This is a genomic window from Rhizobium sp. BT03, assembly GCF_030053155.1.
GTDB lineage: Bacteria > Pseudomonadota > Alphaproteobacteria > Rhizobiales > Rhizobiaceae > Rhizobium.
On sequence record NZ_CP125640.1, the window covers coordinates 1,160,678 to 1,184,066 of the forward strand.

Here is a 23,389-nt window from a genome sequence, read left to right on the forward strand (position 1 = left end):
CTTCCCCGTCAGCGGCTGCTGAGCGCAAGGCGGAAGCCGAGCGCCAGGAAAAGCGCGCCGAGGCCACGATCAAGCCATAGCCCGATTTTTTGATTATGCCTGAGCGCATCGGCAAGGCGCCCTCCGAGAAGGACGAGCGGCGGCTCGATGAAGGCGGCAACGACGATGATGAGCCCGCCATGGAGCATGAGCTGGGCCCATGCCGGCCCCGCTCCATCGACGACGAATTGCGGCAGGAAGGCCAGGAAGAAAATCGCCACCTTCGGATTGAGCAGCGACACCAGAATTCCCTGCCGGTAGATTTTCGACGCCGGCAACCTTTCACCGGCAGCCTTTATCAAGCCATTGCCGCCGCCGGCGCGCAGAGCTTGGATTCCCAGCCAGACAAGATAGGCGGCGCCGATCCATTTGACCGCGGAGAAGGCGACTGAGGAAGCGGCGAGCACGGCGGAAAGACCGAGCGCCGCCATCAGGACATGCAGGCAGGCGCCGGACCAGACGCCGAACAGCGCGGAAAAACCGGCACGCTTTCCGCCTCTCATCGTGTGACCGAGGATGAAGGCGATATCGGGCCCGGGCGAGAGGTTGAGCAGAACCGCCGCCGAGAGAAATGCAAACCAGTGCGCAAGCGAATAATCGAACATCTTCCACCGTTCATGATGAACAGAGGCGAAGGATAGGCACGAGAGGCGCTGATGGGAAAATCATTAGTTTTGATCCGTCGCGATAGCCATTATCTCAGGCACGACAATGATTCGATGAAGCACGCGTCTGCTTCACTCGGGACCCGGACTGAAAGAGTATTCGATGGCGAAGGCCAGGACACAATTCATCTGCCAGAACTGCGGCACGGTTCATAACCGCTGGGCCGGTAAATGCGAGAACTGCGGCGAGTGGAACACCATCGTCGAAGAAGACCCGATGGGCGGGATCGGCTCCGGTCCCGGCAAGACGCCGAAGAAGGGCCGGCCGGTGGCGCTGACGGCGCTGTCTGGTGAGATCGAGGAGGCGCCGCGCATCCATACCGCCATGTCGGAGCTCGACCGGGCGCTCGGCGGCGGCTTCGTGCGCGGCTCGGCGGTGCTGATCGGCGGCGATCCCGGTATCGGCAAATCGACGCTGCTGATGCAGGCGGCCGCCGCCCTCGCGCGGCGCGGCCACAAGATCATCTATGTCTCCGGCGAAGAGGCCGTCGCCCAGGTCCGGCTGCGGGCGCAGCGGCTTGCGGCCGCCGATACCGATGTGATGCTGGCGGCGGAAACCAATGTCGAGGATATTCTGGCGACACTGGCCGAGGGCAAGCGGCCGGACCTCGTCATCATCGATTCCATCCAGACGCTGTGGAGCGAACTTGCCGAATCCGCGCCGGGAACGGTGACCCAGGTGCGCACCGGCGTTCAGGCGATGATCCGTTTCGCCAAGCAGACGGGGGCCGCCATGGTGCTGGTCGGCCACGTGACCAAGGACGGGCAGATCGCCGGCCCGCGCGTCGTCGAGCATATGGTCGACGCCGTGCTCTATTTCGAGGGCGATCGCGGCCATCACTACCGCATCCTGCGCACGGTCAAGAACCGCTTCGGCCCGACAGATGAGATCGGCGTCTTCGAAATGTCGGACAGAGGACTGCGCGAGGTCGCCAACCCCTCCGAACTCTTCCTCGGCGAGCGCAACGAGAAATCGCCGGGCGCCGCGGTCTTTGCCGGCATGGAAGGCACGCGCCCCGTGCTCGTCGAAGTCCAGGCGCTGGTGGCGCCGACCTCGCTCGGCACGCCCAGGCGCGCCGTGGTCGGCTGGGATTCGGCCCGGCTGTCGATGATCCTGGCGGTGCTCGAAGCCCATTGCGGCGTCAGGCTCGGCCAGCACGACGTCTATCTCAACGTCGCCGGCGGTTACCGCATCAGCGAACCGGCAGCCGATCTCGCCGTCGCCTCGGCGCTCGTTTCCTCGCTTGCCGGTATTGCCCTTCCCGCCGATTGCGTCTATTTCGGCGAAGTCAGCCTGTCGGGCGCCATCCGGCCGGTTGCGCACACCGCCCAGCGCCTCAAGGAAGCCGAGAAGCTGGGCTTTTCCGCAGCATTGCTTCCCTCCGCCTCCGCCGAACTGCCGAAGGGTTCCGGCGGACGCTGGAGCGAGGTCGAAAGCCTGCCGGATCTGGTCGCGCGCATCGCCGGGTCGAAGGGGGCGCTGCGTGTGGAAGACGAGGTTTGATCCTTTCATTGCCAAGATTGGTAATGATATAGGAGGCACACGATAAGGCACGACACGGCCGCCAAGCGGCAGTCCTGGAGTTGAATTTACATGCCCATTACGATTTTCGACGGTATTGTCATCGGCGTCGTGCTCTTCTCCGCCGTGCTGGCGATGGTCCGCGGCTTCTCGCGCGAGATTCTCTCGATCGCAAGCTGGGGCGGATCAGCGGCGGCTGCCTATTACCTCTATCCGTACCTGATGCCCTATGCGAAGAAATACACAGATGACGACCGCATCGCGATCGCCGGCTCGGCAGCGGTCGTCTTCCTGATCGCGCTCATCATCATCTCCTTCATCACCATGAAGATCGCAGATTTCATCATCGACAGCCGCGTCGGCGCGCTCGACCGCACGCTCGGTTTCCTATTCGGGGCGGCGCGCGGCATGCTGCTCATGGTCGTCGCCGTCGCCTTTTGGAACTGGCTGGTCGATGTCGACCACCGCCCGGCCTGGGTCAACGAAGCGAAATCGAAACCCTTTTTGGATTCAATGGTCGTGAAGATGAGGTCGGTTCTGCCGGAGCAATTTGCCCAGATGATACAGGCAAGCTTCCGTGATAAGATGCAGTCGCCGGCACAGGGCGGCGAAGGCGCCACGCCGCCGAGCACCGATCAGGCTCCGGCGGAAGACGCGCCTGCAGGCGGCACACAGCAGCCGGCGAATTGACACAGTGTTCAAGAGCTTGACCCGCCTTTCGGCAATTGCCATTTGAGCGGGATGTGAAATGAGGGGTCCGGCCGGGCATTCCAGCTCCGTCGGGCTTCAATTATTTCTGGAAATGCCGATCCATTCTTGTGAGAGCAGAGGCCCGCAGAAATGAACCAGTCCCATTCCTTGCCCACCGACGATCCGCTCGACGGAGATACGCTGCATGAAGAATGCGGGGTTTTCGGAATTCTGGGACATCCCGATGCCGCCACCCTGACGGCTCTCGGCCTGCATGCCCTGCAGCATCGCGGGCAGGAAGCGGCCGGCATCGTCTCCTTCGACGGCAAACGCTTCTATCAGGAGCGCCATATGGGCCTCGTCGGCGACCACTATACCAACCCGATGACGCTCGCCCGCCTGCCCGGCAGCATGTCGATCGGCCATACGCGCTACTCGACGACCGGCGAAGTGGCGATGCGCAACGTGCAGCCGCTCTTTGCCGAACTCGAGGAAGGCGGCATCGCCATTGCTCATAACGGCAACTTCACCAACGGCCTGACGTTGCGCCGCCAGATCATCGCGACCGGCGCCATCTGTCAGTCGACCTCCGATACCGAGGTGGTCCTCCACCTCATCGCCCGCTCCCGCCATGCCTCCACATCCGACCGCTTCATCGATGCGATCCGCCAGATGGAGGGCGGCTATTCGATGCTCGCGATGACGCGCACCAAGCTGATTGCCGCGCGCGACCCGACCGGCATCCGCCCGCTCGTGATGGGCGAACTCGACGGCAAGCCGATCTTCTGCTCGGAAACCTGCGCGCTCGACATCATCGGCGCCAAGTTCATCCGCGATGTCGAAAACGGCGAAGTCGTCATCTGCGAAATCCAGCCCGACGGCTCGATCAGCATCGATGCCCGCAAGCCCGGCAAGCCGCAGCCGGAGCGCCTCTGCCTGTTCGAATATGTCTATTTCGCCCGGCCGGACTCGGTCGTCGGCGGCCGCAACGTCTACACGACGCGCAAGAACATGGGCATGAACCTCGCCAAGGAATCGCCCGTCGAGGCCGACGTGGTCGTGCCGGTACCGGATGGCGGCACGCCGGCGGCGCTCGGCTACGCGCAGGAAAGCGGCATTCCGTTCGAATACGGCATCATCCGCAACCACTATGTCGGCCGCACCTTCATCGAGCCGACCCAGCAGATCCGAGCCTTCGGCGTCAAGCTGAAGCATTCGGCCAACCGGGCGATGATCGAAGGCAAGCGTGTGGTGCTGGTCGATGATTCCATCGTGCGCGGCACGACCTCTCTCAAGATCGTGCAGATGATCCGTGAGGCCGGCGCGCGCGAAGTCCATCTGCGCGTCGCCAGCCCGATGATCTTCTTCCCCGACTTCTACGGCATCGACACGCCCGATGCCGAAAAGCTCTTGGCCAACCAGTATGCCGATGTCGAAGCCATGGCCAAATATATTGGCGCGGATTCGCTTGCCTTCCTGTCGATCAACGGGCTTTACCGCGCCGTTGGCGGCGAGGACCGCAATCCGGCCCGCCCGCAATTCACCGACCATTACTTCACCGGTGACTATCCGACCCGCCTGCTCGACAAGAACGGCGAGTCGATGGGCAACAAGCTTTCGATGCTTGCCAGCAACGGCTGAGCCGCCGCGGCTTCCACCTTCCTTCCGAGGGGCTGTTGCGCCCCTCGCCTTCGCAAGCAAATCCGGAACCGGGGCAGATGAACATCAATCTTGAGGGCAAGATCGCGCTCGTTACCGGCGCATCGCGCGGCATCGGCTATTTCACGGCGCTGGAACTCGCCAAAGCCGGCGCCCATGTCATCGCCTGCGCCCGCACGGTCGGCGGGCTCGAGGATCTGGACGACGCGATCACGGCCGTCGGCGGCACGGCGACGCTGGTGCCCTTCGACCTTGCCGACATGAACGCGATCGACGCGCTCGGCGGCTCGATCTTCGAACGCTGGGGGAAACTCGACATCCTCGTCGCCAATGCCGGCGTGCTCGGCGTCATTTCGCCGATCGGCCACATCGAGGCGAAGGTCTTCGAAAAGGTGATGACCATCAACGTCACCGCGACATGGCGGCTGATCCGCTCGGTCGACCCGCTGCTCGCCCGCTCGGATGCCGGCCGCGCCGTCATCCTGTCATCGGGCGCGGCCCACAAATGCCGGCCCTTCTGGGGCGCCTATTCCGCGTCCAAGGCTGCTGTCGAGGCGCTGGCCCGGACCTGGGCCGGCGAGAGCCAATCGACACCGCTGCGCATCACCAGCGTCGATCCGGGCGCGACCCGCACCGCAATGCGGGCGCAGGCCGTGCCGGGCGAAGATCCGCAGACGCTGCCGCATCCTTCCGAGGTCGCCAAGGCGATCCTGCCGCTCGTCGGTCCCGGCGTGACCGAGACGGGCAAGCTGTTCATCGTGCGGGACAATAAGCTCGTCGATTACCGGCTGCCGGAGTAAGCCAGAAGATCACTTGGCTGCAACGGCGGGGAACAGATGTGCGAAGCCTGTCTCCGACGGGCAAAACGCATTGAGGTCCACCGCCCCCTGAATGCCGTCGACAGCGCCGTTGTCGGCAAATTGCCAGATCGACCAGCGACCGCAGCCTTCCTGCGCCGGCTCCTGGAATACGCTCCGCAGCCAGAGGTAATGGTCGGGGAAGCGGGCTTCATTGCCTTTCAGATATTGATCGTAGAATTCCCGGGTGACGTAAAAGATCGGCTTTTCCGGAAAGGCGCCCTTGAGCTCGGTGAAGAAGGCGTTCACCTCGGTCGCCATTTCCTCGACCGTCGGGACCTTGCTGCAATTGCCGAAGAACTCCAGATCGACAGTGATGGGCAGAGTTCCCGGCTGCTGGGGCACGGTCGCCAGGACATTCTGCGCCTGATCCCTGCCCGGGCGGCAGAAGGTGAAGAAATGATAAGCGCCCCTGACCACTCCGGCATCGCCGGCGCGCTGCCAGTTGTCGGCGAACCTGGAATCCTTATGGTCACCGCCTTCGGTTGCCTTGATGATCGCGAAGCGGACGTTCGGCTGCGAAGCCACCGTCTTCCAATCGATATCACCCTGGTGATGGCTGACATCGATGCCCTGGATCGGATAGCGGCTTAAGGATGGATTGTTGAAGCGAAACATGCCGAAATCGTACGCCAGATATGCAGCCAATGCGACTGCCAGAATTGCAGTCGCCGCAATCGTCCCCCGAACCAAGCTTCTCACGCATTTCCCCCTGTTTTCAATCGCTTCCCAACTCCCTATAAACGATTTGTGCCGCGAAAATGGCGGACGAGCCGTGCCGCCGGATCGTTCGTCGCCCCTCTTGACCAAACGTCATTCCCACGCCATAAAACGCGGCATGAAAACGGTTATCTGCATTATCTGCGGAAAGATTATTCGCTAGCGCAAGCGCTGGCCCGGCCGTTTTCGTCTCCCAAATAGTCAAGATGCGAAACGCCCCGGCCCGCCGGTTGCGATATTTTTTCTGATTGTGCTTATGGGAGAGTGGAATGGGCGGCATGCCGGAACTGAAGCTTTACAACACGCTGACGCGGGAGAAATCGGTCTTTGCGCCGATCGATCCCAACAATGTCCGCATGTATGTCTGCGGCCCGACCGTCTATGACTTCGCTCATATCGGCAATGCCCGGCCGGTCATCGTCTTCGACGTGCTGTTCCGGCTGTTGCGTCATGTCTATGGCGAAGATCACGTCACTTATGCCCGCAACATCACCGACGTCGACGACAAGATCAATGCGCGGGCGCTGAGAGATCATCCGGGCCTGCCGCTCAACGACGCGATCCGCGCCGTCACCGAAAAGACCGAGACGCAGTTTCACGCCGATGTCGCCGAGCTCGGCTGCCTGGAGCCGACCGTCGAGCCGCGGGCGACCGACAATATCGTTGAGATGACCGAGATCATCGAGAAGCTGATCGGCAACGGCCATGCCTATGTCGCAGCCGGCGAAGTGCTGTTCGACACCAAATCCATGGCGGATTACGGCCAGCTTTCGAAGCGGCCGCTCGATGAGCAGCAGGCCGGCGCCCGCGTCGCCGTCGATGCACACAAGAAGAACCCCGGCGATTTCGTGCTGTGGAAACTGTCGAGCCACAACGAACCCGGCTGGGAGAGCCCCTGGGGCCGCGGCCGGCCGGGCTGGCATATCGAATGCTCGGCGATGAGCCGGCGTTATCTCGGCGATATCTTCGACATTCATGGCGGCGGGCTGGACCTGATCTTCCCGCATCATGAAAACGAGATCGCCCAGTCGCGCTGCGCCCACGGCACCGAGGTGATGGCGAATGTCTGGATGCATAACGGCTTCGTGCAGGTCGAAGGCCGCAAGATGTCGAAATCCGAAGGCAATTTCGTCACCATCCACGAGTTGCTGCACACGGAAATCTTCGGCGGCCGCAAATGGCCGGGCCAGGTGCTGCGCCTTGCCATGCTGATGACGCATTACCGCGAGCCGATCGATTTCTCAATCAAGCGACTGGAAGAGGCCGAACGTCTGCTCGCCAAATGGCCGGCGGCCGAAGCCGGCGATTCGGCGCCCGATGAAACCGTGCTGAACGCGCTTTCCGACGACCTCAATACGGTCGCGGCGGTGCAGGCATTGCATGCGCTGGCGCAGGCTGCCCATGCGGATCCCACAGCCCGTGCTGTCTTTGCCGCAACGGCCGACCTTCTGGGCCTGTTGCCGAAAAAGATGGAGATCGACGAAGCCGTCGCATCGGCGGTCGATGCGCTGGTCGCAATGCGTCTCGAGATGCTGAAGGCAAAGAACTTCACTGAGGCCGACAAGATCCGCGACGAGCTGACGGCGAAGGGCATCCAGTTGAAGGACGGCAAGGATCCGGTGACGGGGGATCGCGTGACGACGTGGGAGGCCAAGAGATGACGACCTATACCGGCGGCTGCCAGTGCGGAGCGATCCGTTTCCGCGTCAGCGGCGATCTCAAGGATTCGTCGATCTGTCATTGCCGCATGTGCCAGAAGGCGTTCGGGGCCTATTATGCGCCGCTGGTCTCGGTGCGCGGCGCCGATTTCACGTGGACGCGCGGAGAGCGGAAAAAGTTCCGCTCTTCCAATTTCGTCGAGCGCGGCTTCTGCGGCGATTGCGGCACGCCGCTCTCCTACGAGGCGCCTGACGGGGTTGCGATTGCCGCAGGCGCCTTCGACGATCCCGCGGCGCTTCCGCCGGTGGTGCAATTCGGCATCGAGGGCAAGATCGGCTTCGTCGATCACCTGCACGAATTGCCGGGGCACCGGACGGAGGAGGATGCGCAATCCGCCCCCTTCGTGCTCGAACTCGTCTCCTACCAGCATCCCGATCATGAGACACAGGCATGGCCAGCCAAGGAGCCGAGATGACAGCGCAGACGAACACAAGCGGCGGGTGCCAGTGCGGGGCGGTGCATTATCGCGCCGAAGGCGAACTCGGTTATCCCCATCTTTGCCATTGCCGCATGTGCCAGAAGGCGGCCGGCAATTATTTCATGCCGCTTGGCGGCGCGATGCACAGCAATTTCACCCTGACGCGCGGCGCGCCGAAATGGTTCCAGTCCTCGGATCTGGTGCGACGCGGTTTCTGCGGCGATTGCGGCACGCCACTGTTCTATGACATTCCGGGGACGGATTTCATCAACATCACGCTCGGCTCGCTTGACGATCCCGACGCGGTCAAGCCGGTGATGCAATCGAACACCGGCCGCAGGATGTCCTGGTTTCACGCGCTCCCCAGCCTGCCGGTGGAACCGGAGCCGGAAACGCCCGACCGCGAGGACGCGATTGCGGCAAGCAACCATCAGCATCCCGACCACGACACGAAAAACTGGCCCCCTGGAGAAAGCTCATGACGGACAGGATAAGAACAGGTGGCTGCCAGTGCGGCGCCGTGCGCTTCCGCATCTCGGGCAAGTTGGGGCGACCCTCGATCTGCCATTGCCGCATGTGCCAGAAGCAGTTCGGCGGCTTCTTCTCCGCGCTGGTCACCGCACCTGAAGACGGGATGGAATGGACGCGCGGCGCGCCGAGCTACTTCCAGTCCTCGGTCAATATCGACCGCGGCTTCTGCAGCAATTGCGGCACGCCGATGACCTATCGCCATCCTGGTGGGCTGGAGCTTGCAATCGGCGCTTTCGACGACCGCAGCGATCTCGCACCGCTGATCCAGGTGAATTACGAGGCCCGCCTGCCCTGGGTCGAGGAGATCTTCGAGGCGCCGGTGCTGAAGGATCAGGATTTCTATGCACGACAGGAAGCGATCATCTCCTTCCAGCATCCCGACCACGATACGTCAGTCTGGCCAGCGAAAGGCGTGAAAATATGACCGAATTCCTGCGCACGCTCTATCCCGAAATCGAAGCCTATGCCTCCGGCCATCTCGATGTCGGCGACGGCCATGTGATCTACTGGGAACGGTCGGGAACGCCTGGCGCCAAGCCCGCCGTCTTTCTGCATGGCGGCCCCGGCGGCGGCTTCTCGCCCGCTCATCGCCGGCTTTTCGATCCGGCCCTCTACGACGTCATGCTGTTCGACCAGCGCGGCTGCGGCAGGTCGACGCCGCATGCGGAACTCAATGCCAATACGACCTGGCACCTCGTCGCCGATATCGAGCGTCTGCGCGAGATGGCCGGTGTCGAGAGCTGGCAGGTGTTCGGCGGCTCCTGGGGCTCGACGCTGGCGCTCGCCTATGCCGAGGCGCATCCGGAGCGCGTCTCCGAACTCATCCTGCGCGGCATCTATACGCTGACCAAGGCCGAGCTCGACTGGTACTACCAGTTCGGCGTCTCGGAAATGTTCCCGGACAAATGGGAGCGTTTCATCGCTCCCATTCCGCCGGAGGAGCGGCACGAGATGATGCATGCCTATCATCGCCGCCTGACGCATGAGGATCGGTCCGTACGCCTTGCAGCCGCACAGGCCTGGAGCATCTGGGAAGGCGAAACGATCACGCTGATGCCCGAACCTTCGACGAGCGGCAAGTTCGAGGAACCGGAATTCGCCTATGCATTCGCGCGCATCGAGAACCATTTCTTCGTCAATGCCGGCTGGATGGACGAGGGACAGCTGATCCGCGATGCCGGCAGGCTGAAGGATATTCCCGGCGTTATCGTGCATGGCCGCTACGACATGCCCTGCCCGGCCAAATATGCCTGGCTGCTGCACAAGGCCTGGCCGAAGGCGGAATTCCACCTGATCGAGGGTGCCGGCCATGCCTATTCGGAGCCCGGCATTCTCGACCAGCTGATCCGGGCGACGGACAAATTTGCCGGGAAACCCGACTGACTGTCCTGGCTAAGGCCGCCCCTCACCCTAGCCCTCTCCCCGCGCGCGGGGAGAGGGAACGTGCTCTGCGATACGGCGCGGCATCTCCCTTCTCCCCGTCAGAACGGCGAGAAAGTGGCGGCAGCCGGATGAGGGGCAGCATCCGCATTCCAACAACACCCGCCTGCCGGGAGGAAACGACATGAAAGAACGCATCTACCTCTTCGACACGACGCTCCGGGACGGGCAGCAGACGCCCGGCATCGATTTCTCGGTCGAGGATAAGATTGCGATCGCCGCGCTGCTGGACGAGTTCGGCATCGATTACGTCGAGGGCGGATATCCCGGCGCCAATCCGACCGATACGGCCTTTTTCAGCGAGAAGCGAACCAGCCAGGCCCGCTTCGTCGCCTTCGGCATGACGAAGCGGGCGGGCGTTTCGGTTTCCAACGATCCCGGCATTGCCGGGCTGCTGCAGGCGAAATCCGACGCCATCTGTTTCGTCGCCAAGAGCTGGGATTATCATGTCGCCGTAGCACTCGGCTGCACCAACGAGGAAAACCTCGAAAGCATCGCCGAAAGCGTCAAGGCGGCGGTCGGCGTCGGCAAGGAGGCGATCGTCGATTGCGAGCATTTCTTCGATGGCTTCAAGGCCAATCCGGCCTATGCGCTTGCCTGCGCCAAGACCGCCTATGAAAGCGGCGCCCGCTGGGTCGCGCTCTGCGACACCAATGGCGGCACGCAGCCGCCGGAGGTCCGCGCCATCGTCGAGGCGGTGATCGCCTCAGGCGTTCCTGGCCGCTGTCTCGGCATCCATGCCCATAACGACACCGGCCAGGCGGTCGCCAATTCGCTGGCTGCCGTCGAAGCCGGCGTTCGGCAGATCCAGGGCACGCTGAACGGCATCGGCGAGCGCTGCGGCAATGCCAATCTGGTGACGCTGATCCCGACCTTGGCGCTGAAGAGCGCCTATAACACACGGTTCGAAACGGCGATCGACGAGGAGCGGCTGCTCAACCTCACCCGGCTCTCGCATGCCTTCGACGAGCTGCTCAACCGTTCGCCCGATCACCAGATGCCCTATGTCGGCGCTTCCGCCTTCGCCACCAAGGCCGGCATCCATGCATCGGCGCTGCTCAAGGATCCGCGGACCTATGAACATGTGCCGCCTGAGAGCGTCGGCAATTTCCGCAAGGTCATGGTCTCGGACCAGGGCGGCAAGGCGAATTTCATCAATGCGCTGAAGCGCCGCGGCATTACCGTCGCCAAGGACGATCCGAAGCTCGATCTGCTGATCTCGATCGTCAAGGAGCGTGAATCCATCGGTTATGCCTATGAGGGCGCGGATGCGAGCTTCGAGCTGCTCGCGCATCGCACGCTCGGCACGATCCCTGAGTTCTTCACCATCGAAGGCTTCCGGGTGATGATCGAGCGCCGCTTCGACAGTCTTGGCCGCGTGAAGATCGTCTCGGAAGCGGTGGTCAAGATCACCATCGACGGCCAGACGCTGATGTCGGTTGCCGATGCCGAGGGCCCGGTCAACGCGCTCGATCTGGCGCTGCGCAAGGATTTCGGCAAATACCAGCACGAGATCGACGATCTGGTGCTCGCCGATTTCAAGGTGCGTATCCTCAATGGCGGCACGGCGGCGATCACCCGGGTGCTGATCGAATCCACCGACAGCGACGGCGTGCGCTGGTGGACGGTCGGCGTTTCGGAGAACATCATCGACGCCTCGTTCCAGGCGCTGATGGATTCCGTCATCTACAAGCTGATGAAGAACCGGCAACTGGCCGGCAAGATCGCGGCGGAATAATCTGTTCCGCCGGTTCGGCTAACCGCGGGCAAACGCCGCCAGCGTCTCGCCCGTCATCCGATAGCGGATCCATTCCTTCTTCGGCTCCGCGCCAATCGCCTCGTAGACACGGATCGAGGGTTCGTTCCAGTCGAGCACGCTCCATTCGAAGCGGCCGCAACCCTTCTCCAGCGCGATCTGCGCCAGGCGCCGCAAAAGCGCCTTGCCGGCGCCCGAACCGCGCGCGTCCGGTGTTACGTAGAGATCTTCCAGATAAAGGCCGTTCTTCGCTTGCCAGGTCGAATAGCTGAAGAAATAAACCGCCATGCCGATGGCTTGACCCTCGCGTTCGCAGATCAGCGCATGCGTGACTGAACCGTCGCCGAAGATCGCCGCACGCGTGCTCTCCTCGGTCGCTTCGACCTCGTGGATCGCCTTTTCATAATCGGCCAATTCGCGGACAAATCGCAGGATCGTTGCCGCGTCTGAAGGCGTTGCCGGGCGTACGGTAAGGGTCATGTGAGAGGCTCCTGATCTGGCGCTTGGCGTTCCAGATGAAAGAACCTGCCGGACCTGTCAACTGAATGCGCAGATCATCAGCGGGTTTGCGAGCTTGTTCCCTCGATTGGTCCGCCTGTCGCCTGCCCGCGGCAGTCTGGAACAGGATACGGATTTTTGGAGGCCGATACCAGCCTTTGCCGCTATCATGCGTTCATTCTTCCCCATCCGCTTCAAATCCTCTCAGCGTTCATTCAACGAAATGAATTGGCCTATTCACGGCGCTTAAGCTAGGCCGGATCAGAAGAAGAACAAAGATGGAAACACCCCGATGTCGACCGATGCATCCGTTCCGCTGGCCAAGAACGAAGACAGTCCGCGCGGCTTCGCCTTCGCGCTGACAGCCTATCTGCTCTGGGGCTTCCTGCCGATCTATATGAAGGCGGTGGCGCATATCTCGCCGGCCGAGGTGATCGCCCACCGCATCGTCTGGTCGCTGCCGCTGGCCGGCATGGTGCTGATCGTGCTCGGACGTACAGCGGATATCGCGACGGCGTTGCGCTCGCCGCGCATGCTGGCGATGGGGGCGCTGACGGCGTCGCTGATCACCGTCAACTGGGGCACCTATGTCTGGGCGATCGGCGCCGGCCATTCGCTCGACGCTGCACTCGGCTATTTCATCAATCCGCTGTTCAGCATCTTCCTCGGCGCGGTGCTCCTCAAGGAGAAGCTGCAGCCGCTGCAGATCGCGGCGATCGCGCTGGCCGCACTTGCCGTCGCCATTCTCGCCTTCGACAGCGGCGGCATTCCGTGGGTGGCGCTGACGCTGGCAATCAGCTGGGGTTTTTATGCCTTGCTCCGCAAGACGCTGCCGCTCGGGCCGAATCAGGGCTTCTTCCTCGAAGTGCTGATCCTCAGCGGGCCTGCCCTCCTCTATATCCTCTACCTCGAATTCGGCAGCGGCCTGGGCCACTTCTACCGCACCGGCCTTGCCGACACGACCCTGCTGCTCGGCTGCGGCGTCATCACCGCCGTGCCGCTGATGATCTATGCCAATGGCGCCAAGCTCCTGAAGCTCTCGACGATCGGCATCATGCAGTATATCGCGCCGACGATGATCTTCCTGATCGCGGTCTTTATCTTTCACGAGCCGCTCGGCACGGCACGCATGATCGCCTTCCCGCTGATCTGGGCGGGGCTGTTCCTCTATAGCTGGTCGATGCTGAAGGGAAGCCGCGGGCGCTGAACGGCGGGCGCCGGAGACGCCCGCTGCTCGCCTACATTTTCGAGATCACTTCATCCTCGCCGTTACGATCGGCGGCGAGCTGAGCTGCCTGGGCCATGATTGCCGGAATGATGCCGGAGATCTCGTCGACGACGAGCGGCTGCACCCGGTGGGCGGTGTGCAGGAAGCCCTCTTCGGTCATGTGGCGCATCAGTTCCATCATCGGATCCCAGAAACCGTTGACGTTGGCAAAGACCATCGGCTTTTCGTGGCGGCCGAGCTGCGCCCAGGTCATGATCTCGACGATCTCCTCCAGCGTGCCGATGCCGCCGGGCAGCGCGACGAAAGCATCGGAACGCTCGAACATCGTATGTTTGCGCGCATGCATGTCAGGGGTTACAATAAGCTCGTTGAGCTGACCGAGCGAGTGGCGAGTCGCTTCCATATCGATCAGGAATTCGGGGATGATGCCCGTGACCTGACCGCCGCCTGAAAGCGTGCCGCTTGCAACCGCGCCCATGATGCCTTTGGTACCCCCGCCATAGACGAGGCGCAGGCCGTATTCGGCGATCTCTCGTCCGAGAGCACGCCCGGCCGCCATGTGGGAGGGATCGCGTCCCGGCCTTGAGCCGCAGTAAACGCAGATGGATCGAATCGATACGGATTGGTCGGTCATAGGGGCAAACAACTATTCCATTTCAATGCAGTCAAGAAAATTGACTGAAAAGCAGCGTCGCGAGCTTGCCGAATTGCTTTGAATGCTTGTGAAAAGCAACGGGAATCGCTAGCAATTTCGGTTACTACGGCAAATTGCCGCCTGGGGAGACATAATGATGAAGAACCGTGCCGGCTTGCTGGCCCTTGCAGTGCTCGTAATCGCAATCCTACTGATGGTGTTTGTCGTCATGCCGCGCATCGGCGGCGATGCAGCCAAGGTCGGCGACGCTATCAACCAGGCGAGCACGGAGCTCAAGGACACGGTTAACGAGTCGGCAAAGACATCGCGCCCCGCTGTGGCGGACGCGGCTTCCGTCGCCGACAAGGTGGGCCGCCTTTCGGCCGAGGCAGGCGTGTCGCTTACCGAACTTAAGGCGCTGTTTGCTGACGGCAAGGGCCCTGCCGACGATGTTTTCACCGCCGCCAAGACCAAGGCCGTCAATGCGCTGACCGCGCTTGCCGGTTTCGCCATTCCCGAGGGCCTCGATCCGGCGACCCAGGCACTTGCCACGAAAGCCAAGGACGGCGGCACGAAGGCGCTCGCCATCGTCCAGTCGCTGCCGGAGAACATTACCGATGCGCTTGCCGCGATCGCCAAGGCCGAGGCTGCGCTGACCGGTGCGCCTGAGACTGGGGCGACCACGGCGGCGGCGAATGCCGGCCCGAAGCTTCCCGCCTTCGACGTCCTGCGCGTCGAGCCCGACGGCTCGACGGTGATTGCCGGCTCCGCCGAACCGAACGGCAAGCTCGAAGTGCTTGACGGCGAAAAGGTCGTGACGACAGCCAATGTCGATGCCAGCGGCGATTTCGCCGCCGTTCTCGACGATCCGCTTGCCGCCGGCGACCACCAGCTCGTGCTGAAGTTCACCGGCAAGGACGGCAAGAGCACGCTTTCCGAAGAAGTCGCAACGATCTCCGTGCCGAAGGACGGCAACGGCGCCGATCTGCTCGCCATGGTCTCCAAACCCGGCGCGGCGAGCCGCATCATCACCGCGCCGAAGGACGGCACCGAAGTCGCCGATGCCTCCAACCCGATGGTGTCGCCTGGCGACAAGCCGGGCGAAGGTTCGGCTGCGCCTGCCGCTAGAACCACGCCAACCGGCGAACTGGCGCTGCAGACGCCTAATGTCACCGACCCCGCCTCCGGCGCGGCGACTGCGCCGGCCATTCCGGGCACCGCCGCACCCGACAAGTCGAATGCGCCCGATGTGATGGTCAACGCCGTCGAGATCGAGGGCAACAAGATTTTCATTGCCGGCACGGCGCGCCCCAACGCCAAGGTCCTCGGCTATGCCGACGACAGCCTTGTCGGCCAGGACACGGCCGGCTCCGACGGCCATTTCGTCATCGACGGCGTGGCGGCGCTCTCGGTCGGCGACCATAAGATCCGCGTCGATGTCGTCGATCCCGCCGGCAAGGTGATCGTGCGCGCGGCGGTGAATTTCAATCGCCCGGCCGGCGACCAGGTCAGGGTCGCCGCGCAATCCGTCCCCGCCGACGCCAACGGCGCCTCCTCGATGGTGCCGCTCGACGAAGGCGAGCTCGGCAAGCGCAAGGCCGAGGCCGGCAAGGCCTTCGGCCTGCTGAAGGGGCTGTTTGCCGACGGCAAGCTGCCCGGCGCCGAACAGCTTGCGGCGGCGCGCTCGGCAACCGAATTCGCCTTGCGCTCGGTTGCAGAATTCCGTCCGGGAGCCGAAGCGCCCGAAACCTTCAAGCAAGCCTCCGGCGCCGCCTCGCAGACTGCGACCAGCGCGTTGAAGGTTCTGCAGGGCCTGCCGAAGGATGCAAAATCCGTCGGCGCAGGCCTCGACGGACTGGGGGCGATCATCGCCGAACTTTCCGCATCCCCCGCGCCGGCTGCACCTGGTGCAAACGACGCGGCTGGCAACCAGCCGAAGACGATCGAACAGGCGCCGCTGACGGCAAACAACGCAGCCGTCATCATCCGCCGCGGCGACACGCTGTGGCAGATTTCGCGCCGCACCTATGGTCTCGGCGTTCGGTACACGACGATCTACATCGCCAACGAGGACAAGATCATCGATCCGGATCGCATCCGCCCCGGCCAGATCTTCGGCCTGCCGAAGGATGCGCTGCCGAATGCCGAGGAACTGCACCGCAAACGCCTGTCCAACCGGCACCTCTAAGCGCCAAACAACATGATAAGGCCGGGCGGGCTAACCGCCCGGCCTGTCTTTTCACGAACCCGGTATTTGTTGTATTCGTCCGCCCGGCATCCTATCTGGCGGTGGCGGGGGAGAGCGCTTTCGGCACATCCCGGGTTCGCGCTCTTGCCGGCATCGAAGCGCGGCAATCGCCGCAAGCCCATTCGGGCTGGAGACAAGCATGGCAAACGGCAAGACAGTCTCGGAATCCAACCTGCTGCGCACGCTTTTCAACCTCTGGCCCTATATGTGGCCGGCCGGACGGCCCGACCTCAAGATGCGCGTCGTCTGGGCCTCGGTCTTCCTGCTGATTTCCAAATTCGTGCTGCTGCTCGTCCCCTATTTCTTCAAGTGGTCGACCGATGCGCTGAACGGCAGGATGGATCTGGCCGGCTCGGTGCCGCCGCTGCTTGCCGGCGCCATCGCCCTTGTCATCGCCTACAACATCACCCGCCTGATCCAGCTTGGCCTCAACCAGTTGCGCGACGCGCTGTTTGCCAGCGTCGGGCAGCATGCGGTGCGCCAGCTCGCCTACAGGACCTTCGTGCATATGCATGAACTGTCGCTGCGCTTCCATCTGGAGCGCAAGACCGGCGGCCTGTCGCGCATCATCGAGCGCGGCACCAAGGGCATCGAGACGATCGTGCGCTTCACGATCCTCAATTCGGTCCCGACCGTCATCGAATTCCTGCTGACGGCGGCGATCTTCTGGTGGGGCTACGGCTTCTCCTATCTCGCCGTCACCGCCTTTACGGTCTGGGCCTATATCTGGTTCACCATCCGCGCCTCCGACTGGCGCATCGCCATCCGCCGGTCGATGAACGACAGCGACACCGACGCCAACACCAAGGCGATCGATTCCCTCCTCAATTTCGAGACCGTCAAATATTTCGGCAACGAAGAGATGGAGGCGAAGCGCTTCGACAAATCAATGGAGCGCTACGAGAAGGCGGCGACCGATGTCTGGACCTCGCTCGGCTGGCTGAACTTCGGCCAGGGCGTCATCTTCGGCATCGGCACGACGATCATGCTGGTGTTGTCAGCGCTGGCGGTGCAGCGCGGCGAGCAGACGGTCGGCGATTTCGTTTTCGTCAATTCGATGCTGCTGCAGCTTTCCGCGCCGCTCAACTTCATCGGCTTCGTCTACCGCGAAATCCGCCAGGGCCTGACCGACATCGAGCAGATGTTCGACCTGCTGGAGGTCCAGGCCGAGGTCAAGGACGCGCCCGATGCGGCCGAGCTTCGGATCGGCCAGGGCGCGATCGCCTTCAGGGACGTGCACTTTTCCTACGACCCCGCCCGTCCGATCCTGAAGGGCATTTCCTTCGAGGTGCCGGCCGGCAAGACGGTTGCCGTCGTCGGTCCTTCGGGAGCCGGCAAGTCGACGCTGTCGCGGCTGCTCTATCGTTTCTACGATATCCAGAGCGGCGCGATCACCGTCGACGGCCAGGACATCCGCACGGTGACGCAGAAGAGCCTGCGCTCGGTGATAGGCATGGTGCCGCAGGATACCGTGCTCTTCAACGACACGGTCGCCTATAACATCCGTTACGGCCGCACGTCGGCCAGCGACGGCGACGTCTTTGCAGCGGCCGAGGTGGCGCAGATCGCGCATTTCATCGAGGCGCTGCCCGAGGGGTTCGAGACCAAGGTCGGCGAACGCGGGCTGAAGCTTTCCGGCGGCGAGAAGCAGCGGGTGGCGATCGCCCGCACCATCCTCAAGGCGCCGCCGATCCTGATCCTCGACGAGGCGACGTCGGCGCTCGACACGACGACGGAGCGGGAAATCCAGACGGCGCTCGACGTGGTGTCGAAGAACCGGACGACGCTGGTCATCGCCCACCGGCTGTCGACTGTCATCGGCGCCGACGAAATCATCGTGTTGAAAAGCGGCGAGATCGCCGAGCGCGGGACGCATGCCGCCCTGCTCGAGCGGAACGGTCTTTACGCCTCGATGTGGAACCGCCAGCGCGAGGCGACACAGGCGGAAGAACATCTGAAGCAGGTGCGCGAAAGCGACGACCTGGGCGTGATCACGCGGCTTGCCCCGGCAAGCTGAGCCGGGAGCGGTACCGGCCAAGCTTTTGTTGTTCAGAACCCCGGCGTCGGAACCAGGGCCGGGGCCGCAGCATTGCCCCGGAGACGGTTTTTCGCTAACCAGCAAAAAACGACAACGCAAGGAGACCGGCAGCATGAGCCTGTTCAACACGGTTCGCAACACGATCGTCCCCGTGCATAAGGAGGGTTATCCCTTCGTTGCCGCCTTCTTCGTCGCGTCGCTGATCCTGGGCTGGATCTTCAAGCCGCTCTTCTGGATCGGCATGATCTTCACGCTGTGGTGCGCGTATTTCTTCCGCGATCCCGAGCGCGTGACCCCGCAGGACGACGATCTGGTGATCTCTCCGGCCGACGGCAAGGTCTCGGCGATCCAGATGGTGACCCCGCCGGCCGAGCTCGACCTCGGCTCCGAGCCGATGCTGCGCATCTCGGTGTTCATGAACGTCTTCAATTGCCATGTGAACCGGGCGCCGATGCGCGGGCGCATCGTCAGCATCAATTACCGCTCCGGCAGCTTCGTCAATGCCGAGCTCGACAAGGCGAGCGAGGACAATGAACGCAACGGGCTGGTGATCGAAACCCGGCACGGCCAGATCGGCGTCGTGCAGATCGCCGGCCTCGTGGCGCGGCGCATCCTCTGCTGGGCGAACCCCAACGAGCCGGTGGATGCCGGCGAGCGCTTCGGGCTGATCCGTTTCGGCTCGCGGCTCGACGTGTTCCTGCCGGCCGGTGCTGCGCCACGCGTCTCGCTCGGCCAGGTGGCGATTGCCGGGGAAACTGTGATCGCCGAATTCGCCTCCGCCAAGGGTCCCGTCATCAGCCGCCGCAGCTAAAAATAGGAACGCGATATGGAAACGCCCTTTCCGCCTTTCGAGCCCAACGGTCCGGATGATTCCGCCCGCGGCCCCCGTCTGCGCGAGATCCCGCTCCGTCTCGTCTTTCCGAACCTCATCACCATTCTGGCGATCTGCGCCGGGCTGACCGGCATCCGGCTGGCTTTCGAGAACCGTTACGAACTCGCCGTCTCCATGGTGCTGGTCGCTGCCTTCCTCGACGGCATCGACGGGCGCGTGGCCCGGCTGATGAAGGCAACCTCGAAGTTCGGCGCGCAAATGGATTCGCTTGCCGATATCGTCAATTTCGGCGTCGCCCCTGCCCTCGTCGTCTATGTCTTCGCGCTCGACCAGGCGCGCTCGCTCGGCTGGATCGCCGCGCTGATCTATGCGATCGCCGCCGGGCTGCGGCTTGCCCGCTTCAACGTCATGGCCGAACGCGAGAACAAGGCGAGCTGGCAATCGGAATATTTCGTCGGCGTGCCGGCGCCCGCCGGCGCCATGCTGGTGCTACTGCCGGTCTATCTCGGCTTCCTCGGCCTGGCGACGGACCGCACCTTCGCCTATCTCTCGTCGATCTATACCGTCGTCATCGCCTTCCTGCTGATCAGCCGGCTGCCGGTCTGGTCGGGCAAATCGGAAGGCAACCGGCTGCGGCGTGATCTCGTGCTGCCGATGATGCTCGGCGTCGTGCTCTATGTGGCTCTGCTGATGAGCTACACCTGGGAGGTGATGGTCTTTACCGTTGCCGCCTATCTGATATCGCTTCCCTTCGGCGCGCGGAAATGGCGGCGGAAATACGGGACGCTGACGATCGAGGAACCCGGCATCGGCGACGACGATATCGGCCGCCACATCTGACGCGAGCGCATTTCCTGATCTATTCGCGTGATCGGCATGCGTCTCTCTTCAGCTCCCGCATTCCCGGGAAAACTGCCGCGTGTTTTTTCCCCGGAAAAACGGCTGCGCACTTTTATTGGAACTGCTCCCTTCAGTAAGTATTAACCAACGTAGGCTTCAGTTAAGCCTCGCGAATTATGGTGCGCGTTTACAAATCCTGATAAGCTGCGTCCCCGTTTTGTCGCTATTTGTGACCAAACATCAAAACTACAAAATACCCTGGGAAGAACCACGTAGGAGAGTATCGTGACTTCGAAGAAGAGCAACAGCGGCGAACAACAGACGGCCAAGCCCGACCTCGCCGCCAACTATCGCCCCGTCGGCCTCAAGGCTGTTGCCGCGGCATCGCTGATGGCGAAACACAAGCCGACCAGCGTCAAGAAATCCGCTTGAGCGCCCGCTCGACTAACGAAAAGCGGCAGATAGTGTTCAGAAGAAACTAAGCTGACCGTCGTCAGGCCTCTGCTTCTCGGGGGCCTTAAGCGGCTTTTCGACGACGACCGGGTGCTGCAGGTCGGGCCCCATGTTGACGACCTTGTTGACTTTGTCCGAGACCGGGACGGCCTCGAAAAAATCGTCCTGAACTGGCCGCATCAGGTCGACCACCTCGCGCGGTTCTTGGGTCTTGCAATCCAGCCAGCGCGAAAAATCTTCAGGCTTGATAATCACGGGCATGCGATCGTGGATCGCCGACATGCCCGAATTGGCCGGTGTCGTCAGGATCGCGCCGGTATCGACCTCGGAACCATCCGCCGAGGACCATGTCTCCATCAGCCCGGCAAAAGCGACGACCCCACCCTGACGTGGCCTGATCCAATAGGCCTGCGGCCGCTCTCCGCTTTCTTTCGACGTGCGATGCCACTCATAAAAGCCGGAGGCCGGGATGAGTATGCGGCGATGACGCATGGCCGCTCGGAAGGAGGCCTTGCCGATCGCGGTCTCGGAGCGGGCATTGATCAACAGCGGGAAGTCCCTCGGATCCTTGACCCAGGCCGGCGTGAGACCCCAGCGCACGAGCACGGCGCGGCGGTCGGCCAGGTTGCTGCCCTGCTCCCGGCCCTCGCCTGCGATCACAACGAGGATCGGCTGCGTCGGCGCAATGTTATAGCGCGCCGGAAACTCATCGAGATTGAGACCGGAGAAAAATTCGCGCAGGTCGGCGCTGGAGCTTGTCAGGGCGAAACGTCCACACATCGGCTTGTCTTTGCACCCGGCTTGAGTCCGGTCAAGGCGCGTCAGCCTCTCGGCCCAAAGAGGATAATGCTCGTTCCGGCAAGGCAGACCAGCGCCCCGCCAATATCATAGCGATCAGGCACGCGGCTTTCCACCAGCCACAGCCAGAGCAGTGAAGCCAGAATGTAGATGCCGCCATAGGCCGCGAAAGTGCGGCCGGCGGCCTCGCTCGGCACCAGTGTCAGAAGCCAGGCAAAAAGTGCCAGCGAGACCATTCCCGGCGCCAGCCACCAGACGCTCTTTTCAAGCTTTAGCCACGCCCAAAAGGCGAAGCAGCCGGCGATCTCGAAGACGGCGGCAAAGGTGTAGATGATGTAGGTCACGCAAGCTCCTTTCGCGCCTTCGCATTTCTTCTGCAGCATTCATCGGGTAGGATGGGCCATCGCAGCAAGAGCCATCTCATGATCTCCACCGCCAAAGCCGCCTCCTCCGCCATTCTCGAACGGGATGGACGATTCCTTCTGGTGTTGCGGCGCAATCCGCCTTCCGCCGACATGTATGCCTTTCCAGGCGGCCGGGCGGAGCCTGATGAAACGCCGGAGCAAACGGCGCTGCGGGAATTCCGCGAGGAAACTGGCATTTCGGTGCGTAATCCACAGCTGTTTTCGACCTATGATCTGAAGACCCATGCGGCCGATGGCAGCCTCAGCAGCCACTTCTTCTTGTCGGTCTTCCGCGTCGAGGCGGATCGGGAGCTGGTGGCTGAGGCCGCCGACGATGCGGCGGCGCTCGGCTGGTATACGGTTGAGGAAATCCGGCGGCTGCCGGTGCCGCAGAGTGTGCTCGAATGCGCAGAACGGCTAGAACAGGATGATTTCAGGCCGACCGGCCTGTAATCTGAATCTTATTCTGAATTAAAATTAGAGCATGACGTCAAAAGAAACCGCTGACACTTTCGGCAGCATGCTCTGGCTTGCGGCGAATAGGAGTGGAAACTCTCAAGGTCCGCCTTGTTGCCGTCATGCTCAACGTATCAACTGGGAGCATGATTCCCGTTCGACGCGTTTTCCTGTCCCTGCTCGTGCTCGCCGGCCCCACCATGGCGCAGGGTAAGAACGCGCCGCCTCCACGGGAGGAGGAGATTACGCCGCCGCCTGCGGTGACGGTGCCCTATGACGACAAACTGGCACGGCTCGCCGAGGTGTTGGGTTCGGTGCATTATTTGAGAACGCTCTGCAAGGCGGCTGATGGTGACGGGTGGCGAAACGGCATGCAGCAGCTGCTCGATTCGGAGACCGGCAACGAGCCGCAGCGTAGGGAAAAACTGACCGCAGCCTTCAATCGCGGCTACCGCGCCTTCGCCTCCGTCTATACGGATTGCACCGCAGCGGCCATCGTGGCAGAAGAGCGCTACCGTAACGAAGGTGCAACACTCGCCACAGAAATTACCTCGCGTTTTGGAAATTGACGTTTAATTAACCTGTTTTCGCATGTTGACGTGTCGTTTTGGGAAAAGGCTGTTAGTGTTGTTAACGGTGCAGTAAGACATGAGAAGTTCTGAGGAAAAGACAATGGAAGCAAGCCTCAACGAGATCGACGACATGATCGTCCACGAAAAGATGCAGGCGGCTCTGGAGTACCAGAACGAGGCTTGGGCCGACGGCATGGCCGACGGAATCGAGCCTGAGATCATCGCTGATGCCGCCATTGCGCACGCACTGAGAGAGACGATCAGACTGCATGGGGAAAGCAGCGCCGAAGCCCTGCTGGATTCGCTGCGCGAACGCATGCTTGCCGGCGAATTCTCCGCGAACCGCACCCTGCAATAATTATTATCAGAGAG

Annotated in this window: 25 protein-coding genes; 19 read left to right on the top strand and 6 right to left on the bottom strand. The window is 62.5% G+C overall.

The annotated features are described in order from the left end of the window. Positions 1 to 8: 8 nt before the first annotated feature. Positions 9 to 644, bottom strand: coding sequence for a LysE family translocator (locus tag QMO80_RS05730; RefSeq protein ID WP_283199215.1), 636 nt, complete (start codon positions 642 to 644; stop codon positions 9 to 11). A 163-nt stretch (positions 645 to 807) separates the two neighbouring features. On the opposite strand from QMO80_RS05730, the gene radA reads away from it, so the two are divergent. The 4 genes from radA to QMO80_RS05750 all read left to right on the top strand — a co-directional run bounded on the left by radA (position 808) and on the right by QMO80_RS05750 (position 5,375). Continuing rightward, complete coding sequence (gene radA / locus QMO80_RS05735) at positions 808 to 2,208, top strand: DNA repair protein RadA (protein WP_283199216.1); 1,401 nt, start codon at positions 808 to 810, stop codon at positions 2,206 to 2,208. 90 nt (positions 2,209 to 2,298) lie between these two features. Further along, on the top strand, positions 2,299 to 2,916 hold the full coding sequence (locus tag QMO80_RS05740) for a CvpA family protein (RefSeq protein ID WP_283199217.1): 618 nt from the start codon (positions 2,299 to 2,301) through the stop codon (positions 2,914 to 2,916). Between the two features lie 150 nt (positions 2,917 to 3,066). Continuing rightward, positions 3,067 to 4,557 carry an amidophosphoribosyltransferase gene (gene purF, locus QMO80_RS05745; protein ID WP_064837933.1) on the top strand — a complete coding sequence of 497 codons (1,491 nt, stop codon included), beginning with the start codon at positions 3,067 to 3,069 and terminating at the stop codon, positions 4,555 to 4,557. Positions 4,558 to 4,634: 77 nt separating this feature from the next. Continuing rightward, positions 4,635 to 5,375 carry an SDR family NAD(P)-dependent oxidoreductase gene (locus QMO80_RS05750; RefSeq protein ID WP_283199218.1) on the top strand — a complete coding sequence of 247 codons (741 nt, stop codon included), beginning with the start codon at positions 4,635 to 4,637 and terminating at the stop codon, positions 5,373 to 5,375. A gap of 9 nt (positions 5,376 to 5,384) precedes the next feature. On the opposite strand, the gene QMO80_RS05755 is transcribed toward QMO80_RS05750, so the two are convergent. Beyond that, positions 5,385 to 6,134 (bottom strand): GH25 family lysozyme, encoded by a 750-nt coding sequence (locus QMO80_RS05755; RefSeq protein WP_283199219.1) that lies wholly within the window; start codon positions 6,132 to 6,134, stop codon positions 5,385 to 5,387. Positions 6,135 to 6,421: 287 nt separating this feature from the next. Here QMO80_RS05755 and cysS point away from each other — a divergent pair, with 287 nt between their 5' ends. From cysS to cimA, 6 genes are all read left to right on the top strand, one after another. Further along, positions 6,422 to 7,813, top strand: a complete 1,392-nt coding sequence (cysS, locus tag QMO80_RS05760; protein WP_283199220.1) for a cysteine--tRNA ligase — start codon at positions 6,422 to 6,424, stop codon at positions 7,811 to 7,813. Further along, a complete protein-coding gene (locus QMO80_RS05765) occupies positions 7,810 to 8,286 on the top strand; it encodes a GFA family protein (protein ID WP_283199221.1) in 477 nt (158 codons plus the stop codon). Before cysS ends, QMO80_RS05765 begins: the two co-directional genes overlap by 4 nt. Beyond that, entirely contained in the window at positions 8,283 to 8,771 is a 489-nt protein-coding gene (locus tag QMO80_RS05770; RefSeq protein ID WP_283199222.1) for a GFA family protein, read from the top strand. Before QMO80_RS05765 ends, QMO80_RS05770 begins: the two co-directional genes overlap by 4 nt. Then, a complete protein-coding gene (locus tag QMO80_RS05775) occupies positions 8,768 to 9,244 on the top strand; it encodes a GFA family protein (RefSeq protein WP_283199223.1) in 477 nt (158 codons plus the stop codon). The genes QMO80_RS05770 and QMO80_RS05775 overlap by 4 nt, the downstream gene beginning before the upstream one ends. Beyond that, the gene (gene pip, locus QMO80_RS05780) at positions 9,241 to 10,203 is read left to right on the top strand and encodes a prolyl aminopeptidase (RefSeq protein ID WP_283199224.1); all 963 of its coding nucleotides are present in this window, start codon (positions 9,241 to 9,243) and stop codon (positions 10,201 to 10,203) included. Before QMO80_RS05775 ends, pip begins: the two co-directional genes overlap by 4 nt. A gap of 181 nt (positions 10,204 to 10,384) precedes the next feature. Then, entirely contained in the window at positions 10,385 to 11,998 is a 1,614-nt protein-coding gene (gene cimA / locus QMO80_RS05785) for a citramalate synthase (protein ID WP_283199225.1), read from the top strand. A gap of 18 nt (positions 11,999 to 12,016) precedes the next feature. Here the strand turns inward: cimA and QMO80_RS05790 are convergent, their stop codons facing one another. Then, positions 12,017 to 12,496, bottom strand: a complete 480-nt coding sequence (locus QMO80_RS05790; protein ID WP_283199226.1) for a GNAT family N-acetyltransferase — start codon at positions 12,494 to 12,496, stop codon at positions 12,017 to 12,019. Positions 12,497 to 12,806: 310 nt separating this feature from the next. Here QMO80_RS05790 and rarD point away from each other — a divergent pair, with 310 nt between their 5' ends. Beyond that, on the top strand, positions 12,807 to 13,721 hold the full coding sequence (rarD, locus tag QMO80_RS05795) for an EamA family transporter RarD (RefSeq protein WP_283199227.1): 915 nt from the start codon (positions 12,807 to 12,809) through the stop codon (positions 13,719 to 13,721). 31 nt (positions 13,722 to 13,752) lie between these two features. On the opposite strand, the gene QMO80_RS05800 is transcribed toward rarD, so the two are convergent. Further along, positions 13,753 to 14,376 carry a TIGR00730 family Rossman fold protein gene (locus tag QMO80_RS05800; RefSeq protein ID WP_283199228.1) on the bottom strand — a complete coding sequence of 208 codons (624 nt, stop codon included), beginning with the start codon at positions 14,374 to 14,376 and terminating at the stop codon, positions 13,753 to 13,755. 154 nt (positions 14,377 to 14,530) lie between these two features. Between QMO80_RS05800 and QMO80_RS05805 the strand changes: the two genes are divergently transcribed. The 5 genes from QMO80_RS05805 (at position 14,531) to QMO80_RS05825 (ending at position 20,766) form a co-directional block, all read left to right on the top strand. Next, positions 14,531 to 16,564: an Ig-like domain-containing protein gene (locus QMO80_RS05805; protein WP_283199229.1), complete on the top strand. Its 2,034-nt coding sequence runs from the start codon at positions 14,531 to 14,533 to the stop codon at positions 16,562 to 16,564. 199 nt (positions 16,565 to 16,763) lie between these two features. After that, the gene (locus QMO80_RS05810; protein ID WP_283199230.1) at positions 16,764 to 18,641 is read left to right on the top strand and encodes an ABC transporter ATP-binding protein/permease; all 1,878 of its coding nucleotides are present in this window, start codon (positions 16,764 to 16,766) and stop codon (positions 18,639 to 18,641) included. Between the two features lie 28 nt (positions 18,642 to 18,669). Further along, complete coding sequence (locus tag QMO80_RS05815; RefSeq protein WP_283199231.1) at positions 18,670 to 19,473, top strand: phosphatidylserine decarboxylase; 804 nt, start codon at positions 18,670 to 18,672, stop codon at positions 19,471 to 19,473. A gap of 15 nt (positions 19,474 to 19,488) precedes the next feature. Further along, positions 19,489 to 20,334 carry a CDP-diacylglycerol--serine O-phosphatidyltransferase gene (pssA, locus tag QMO80_RS05820; RefSeq protein ID WP_283199232.1) on the top strand — a complete coding sequence of 282 codons (846 nt, stop codon included), beginning with the start codon at positions 19,489 to 19,491 and terminating at the stop codon, positions 20,332 to 20,334. Between the two features lie 285 nt (positions 20,335 to 20,619). Next, on the top strand, positions 20,620 to 20,766 hold the full coding sequence (locus QMO80_RS05825; RefSeq protein ID WP_172601156.1) for a hypothetical protein: 147 nt from the start codon (positions 20,620 to 20,622) through the stop codon (positions 20,764 to 20,766). 36 nt (positions 20,767 to 20,802) lie between these two features. Here QMO80_RS05825 and QMO80_RS05830 read toward each other — a convergent pair whose 3' ends face one another. Both QMO80_RS05830 and QMO80_RS05835 read right to left on the bottom strand, forming a co-directional pair. Beyond that, on the bottom strand, positions 20,803 to 21,567 hold the full coding sequence (locus QMO80_RS05830) for an SOS response-associated peptidase (protein ID WP_283199233.1): 765 nt from the start codon (positions 21,565 to 21,567) through the stop codon (positions 20,803 to 20,805). A 41-nt stretch (positions 21,568 to 21,608) separates the two neighbouring features. Continuing rightward, on the bottom strand, positions 21,609 to 21,929 hold the full coding sequence (locus QMO80_RS05835) for a YnfA family protein (RefSeq protein WP_283199234.1): 321 nt from the start codon (positions 21,927 to 21,929) through the stop codon (positions 21,609 to 21,611). Between the two features lie 78 nt (positions 21,930 to 22,007). Here QMO80_RS05835 and QMO80_RS05840 point away from each other — a divergent pair, with 78 nt between their 5' ends. The 3 genes from QMO80_RS05840 to QMO80_RS05850 all read left to right on the top strand — a co-directional run bounded on the left by QMO80_RS05840 (position 22,008) and on the right by QMO80_RS05850 (position 23,375). Beyond that, the gene (locus QMO80_RS05840; RefSeq protein ID WP_283199235.1) at positions 22,008 to 22,442 is read left to right on the top strand and encodes an NUDIX hydrolase; all 435 of its coding nucleotides are present in this window, start codon (positions 22,008 to 22,010) and stop codon (positions 22,440 to 22,442) included. A gap of 125 nt (positions 22,443 to 22,567) precedes the next feature. Then, the gene (locus tag QMO80_RS05845; RefSeq protein WP_283200120.1) at positions 22,568 to 23,014 is read left to right on the top strand and encodes a TIGR02301 family protein; all 447 of its coding nucleotides are present in this window, start codon (positions 22,568 to 22,570) and stop codon (positions 23,012 to 23,014) included. A 103-nt stretch (positions 23,015 to 23,117) separates the two neighbouring features. Then, positions 23,118 to 23,375, top strand: a complete 258-nt coding sequence (locus QMO80_RS05850) for a hypothetical protein (protein ID WP_003578293.1) — start codon at positions 23,118 to 23,120, stop codon at positions 23,373 to 23,375. The last annotated feature ends 14 nt before the right edge of the window (positions 23,376 to 23,389 follow it).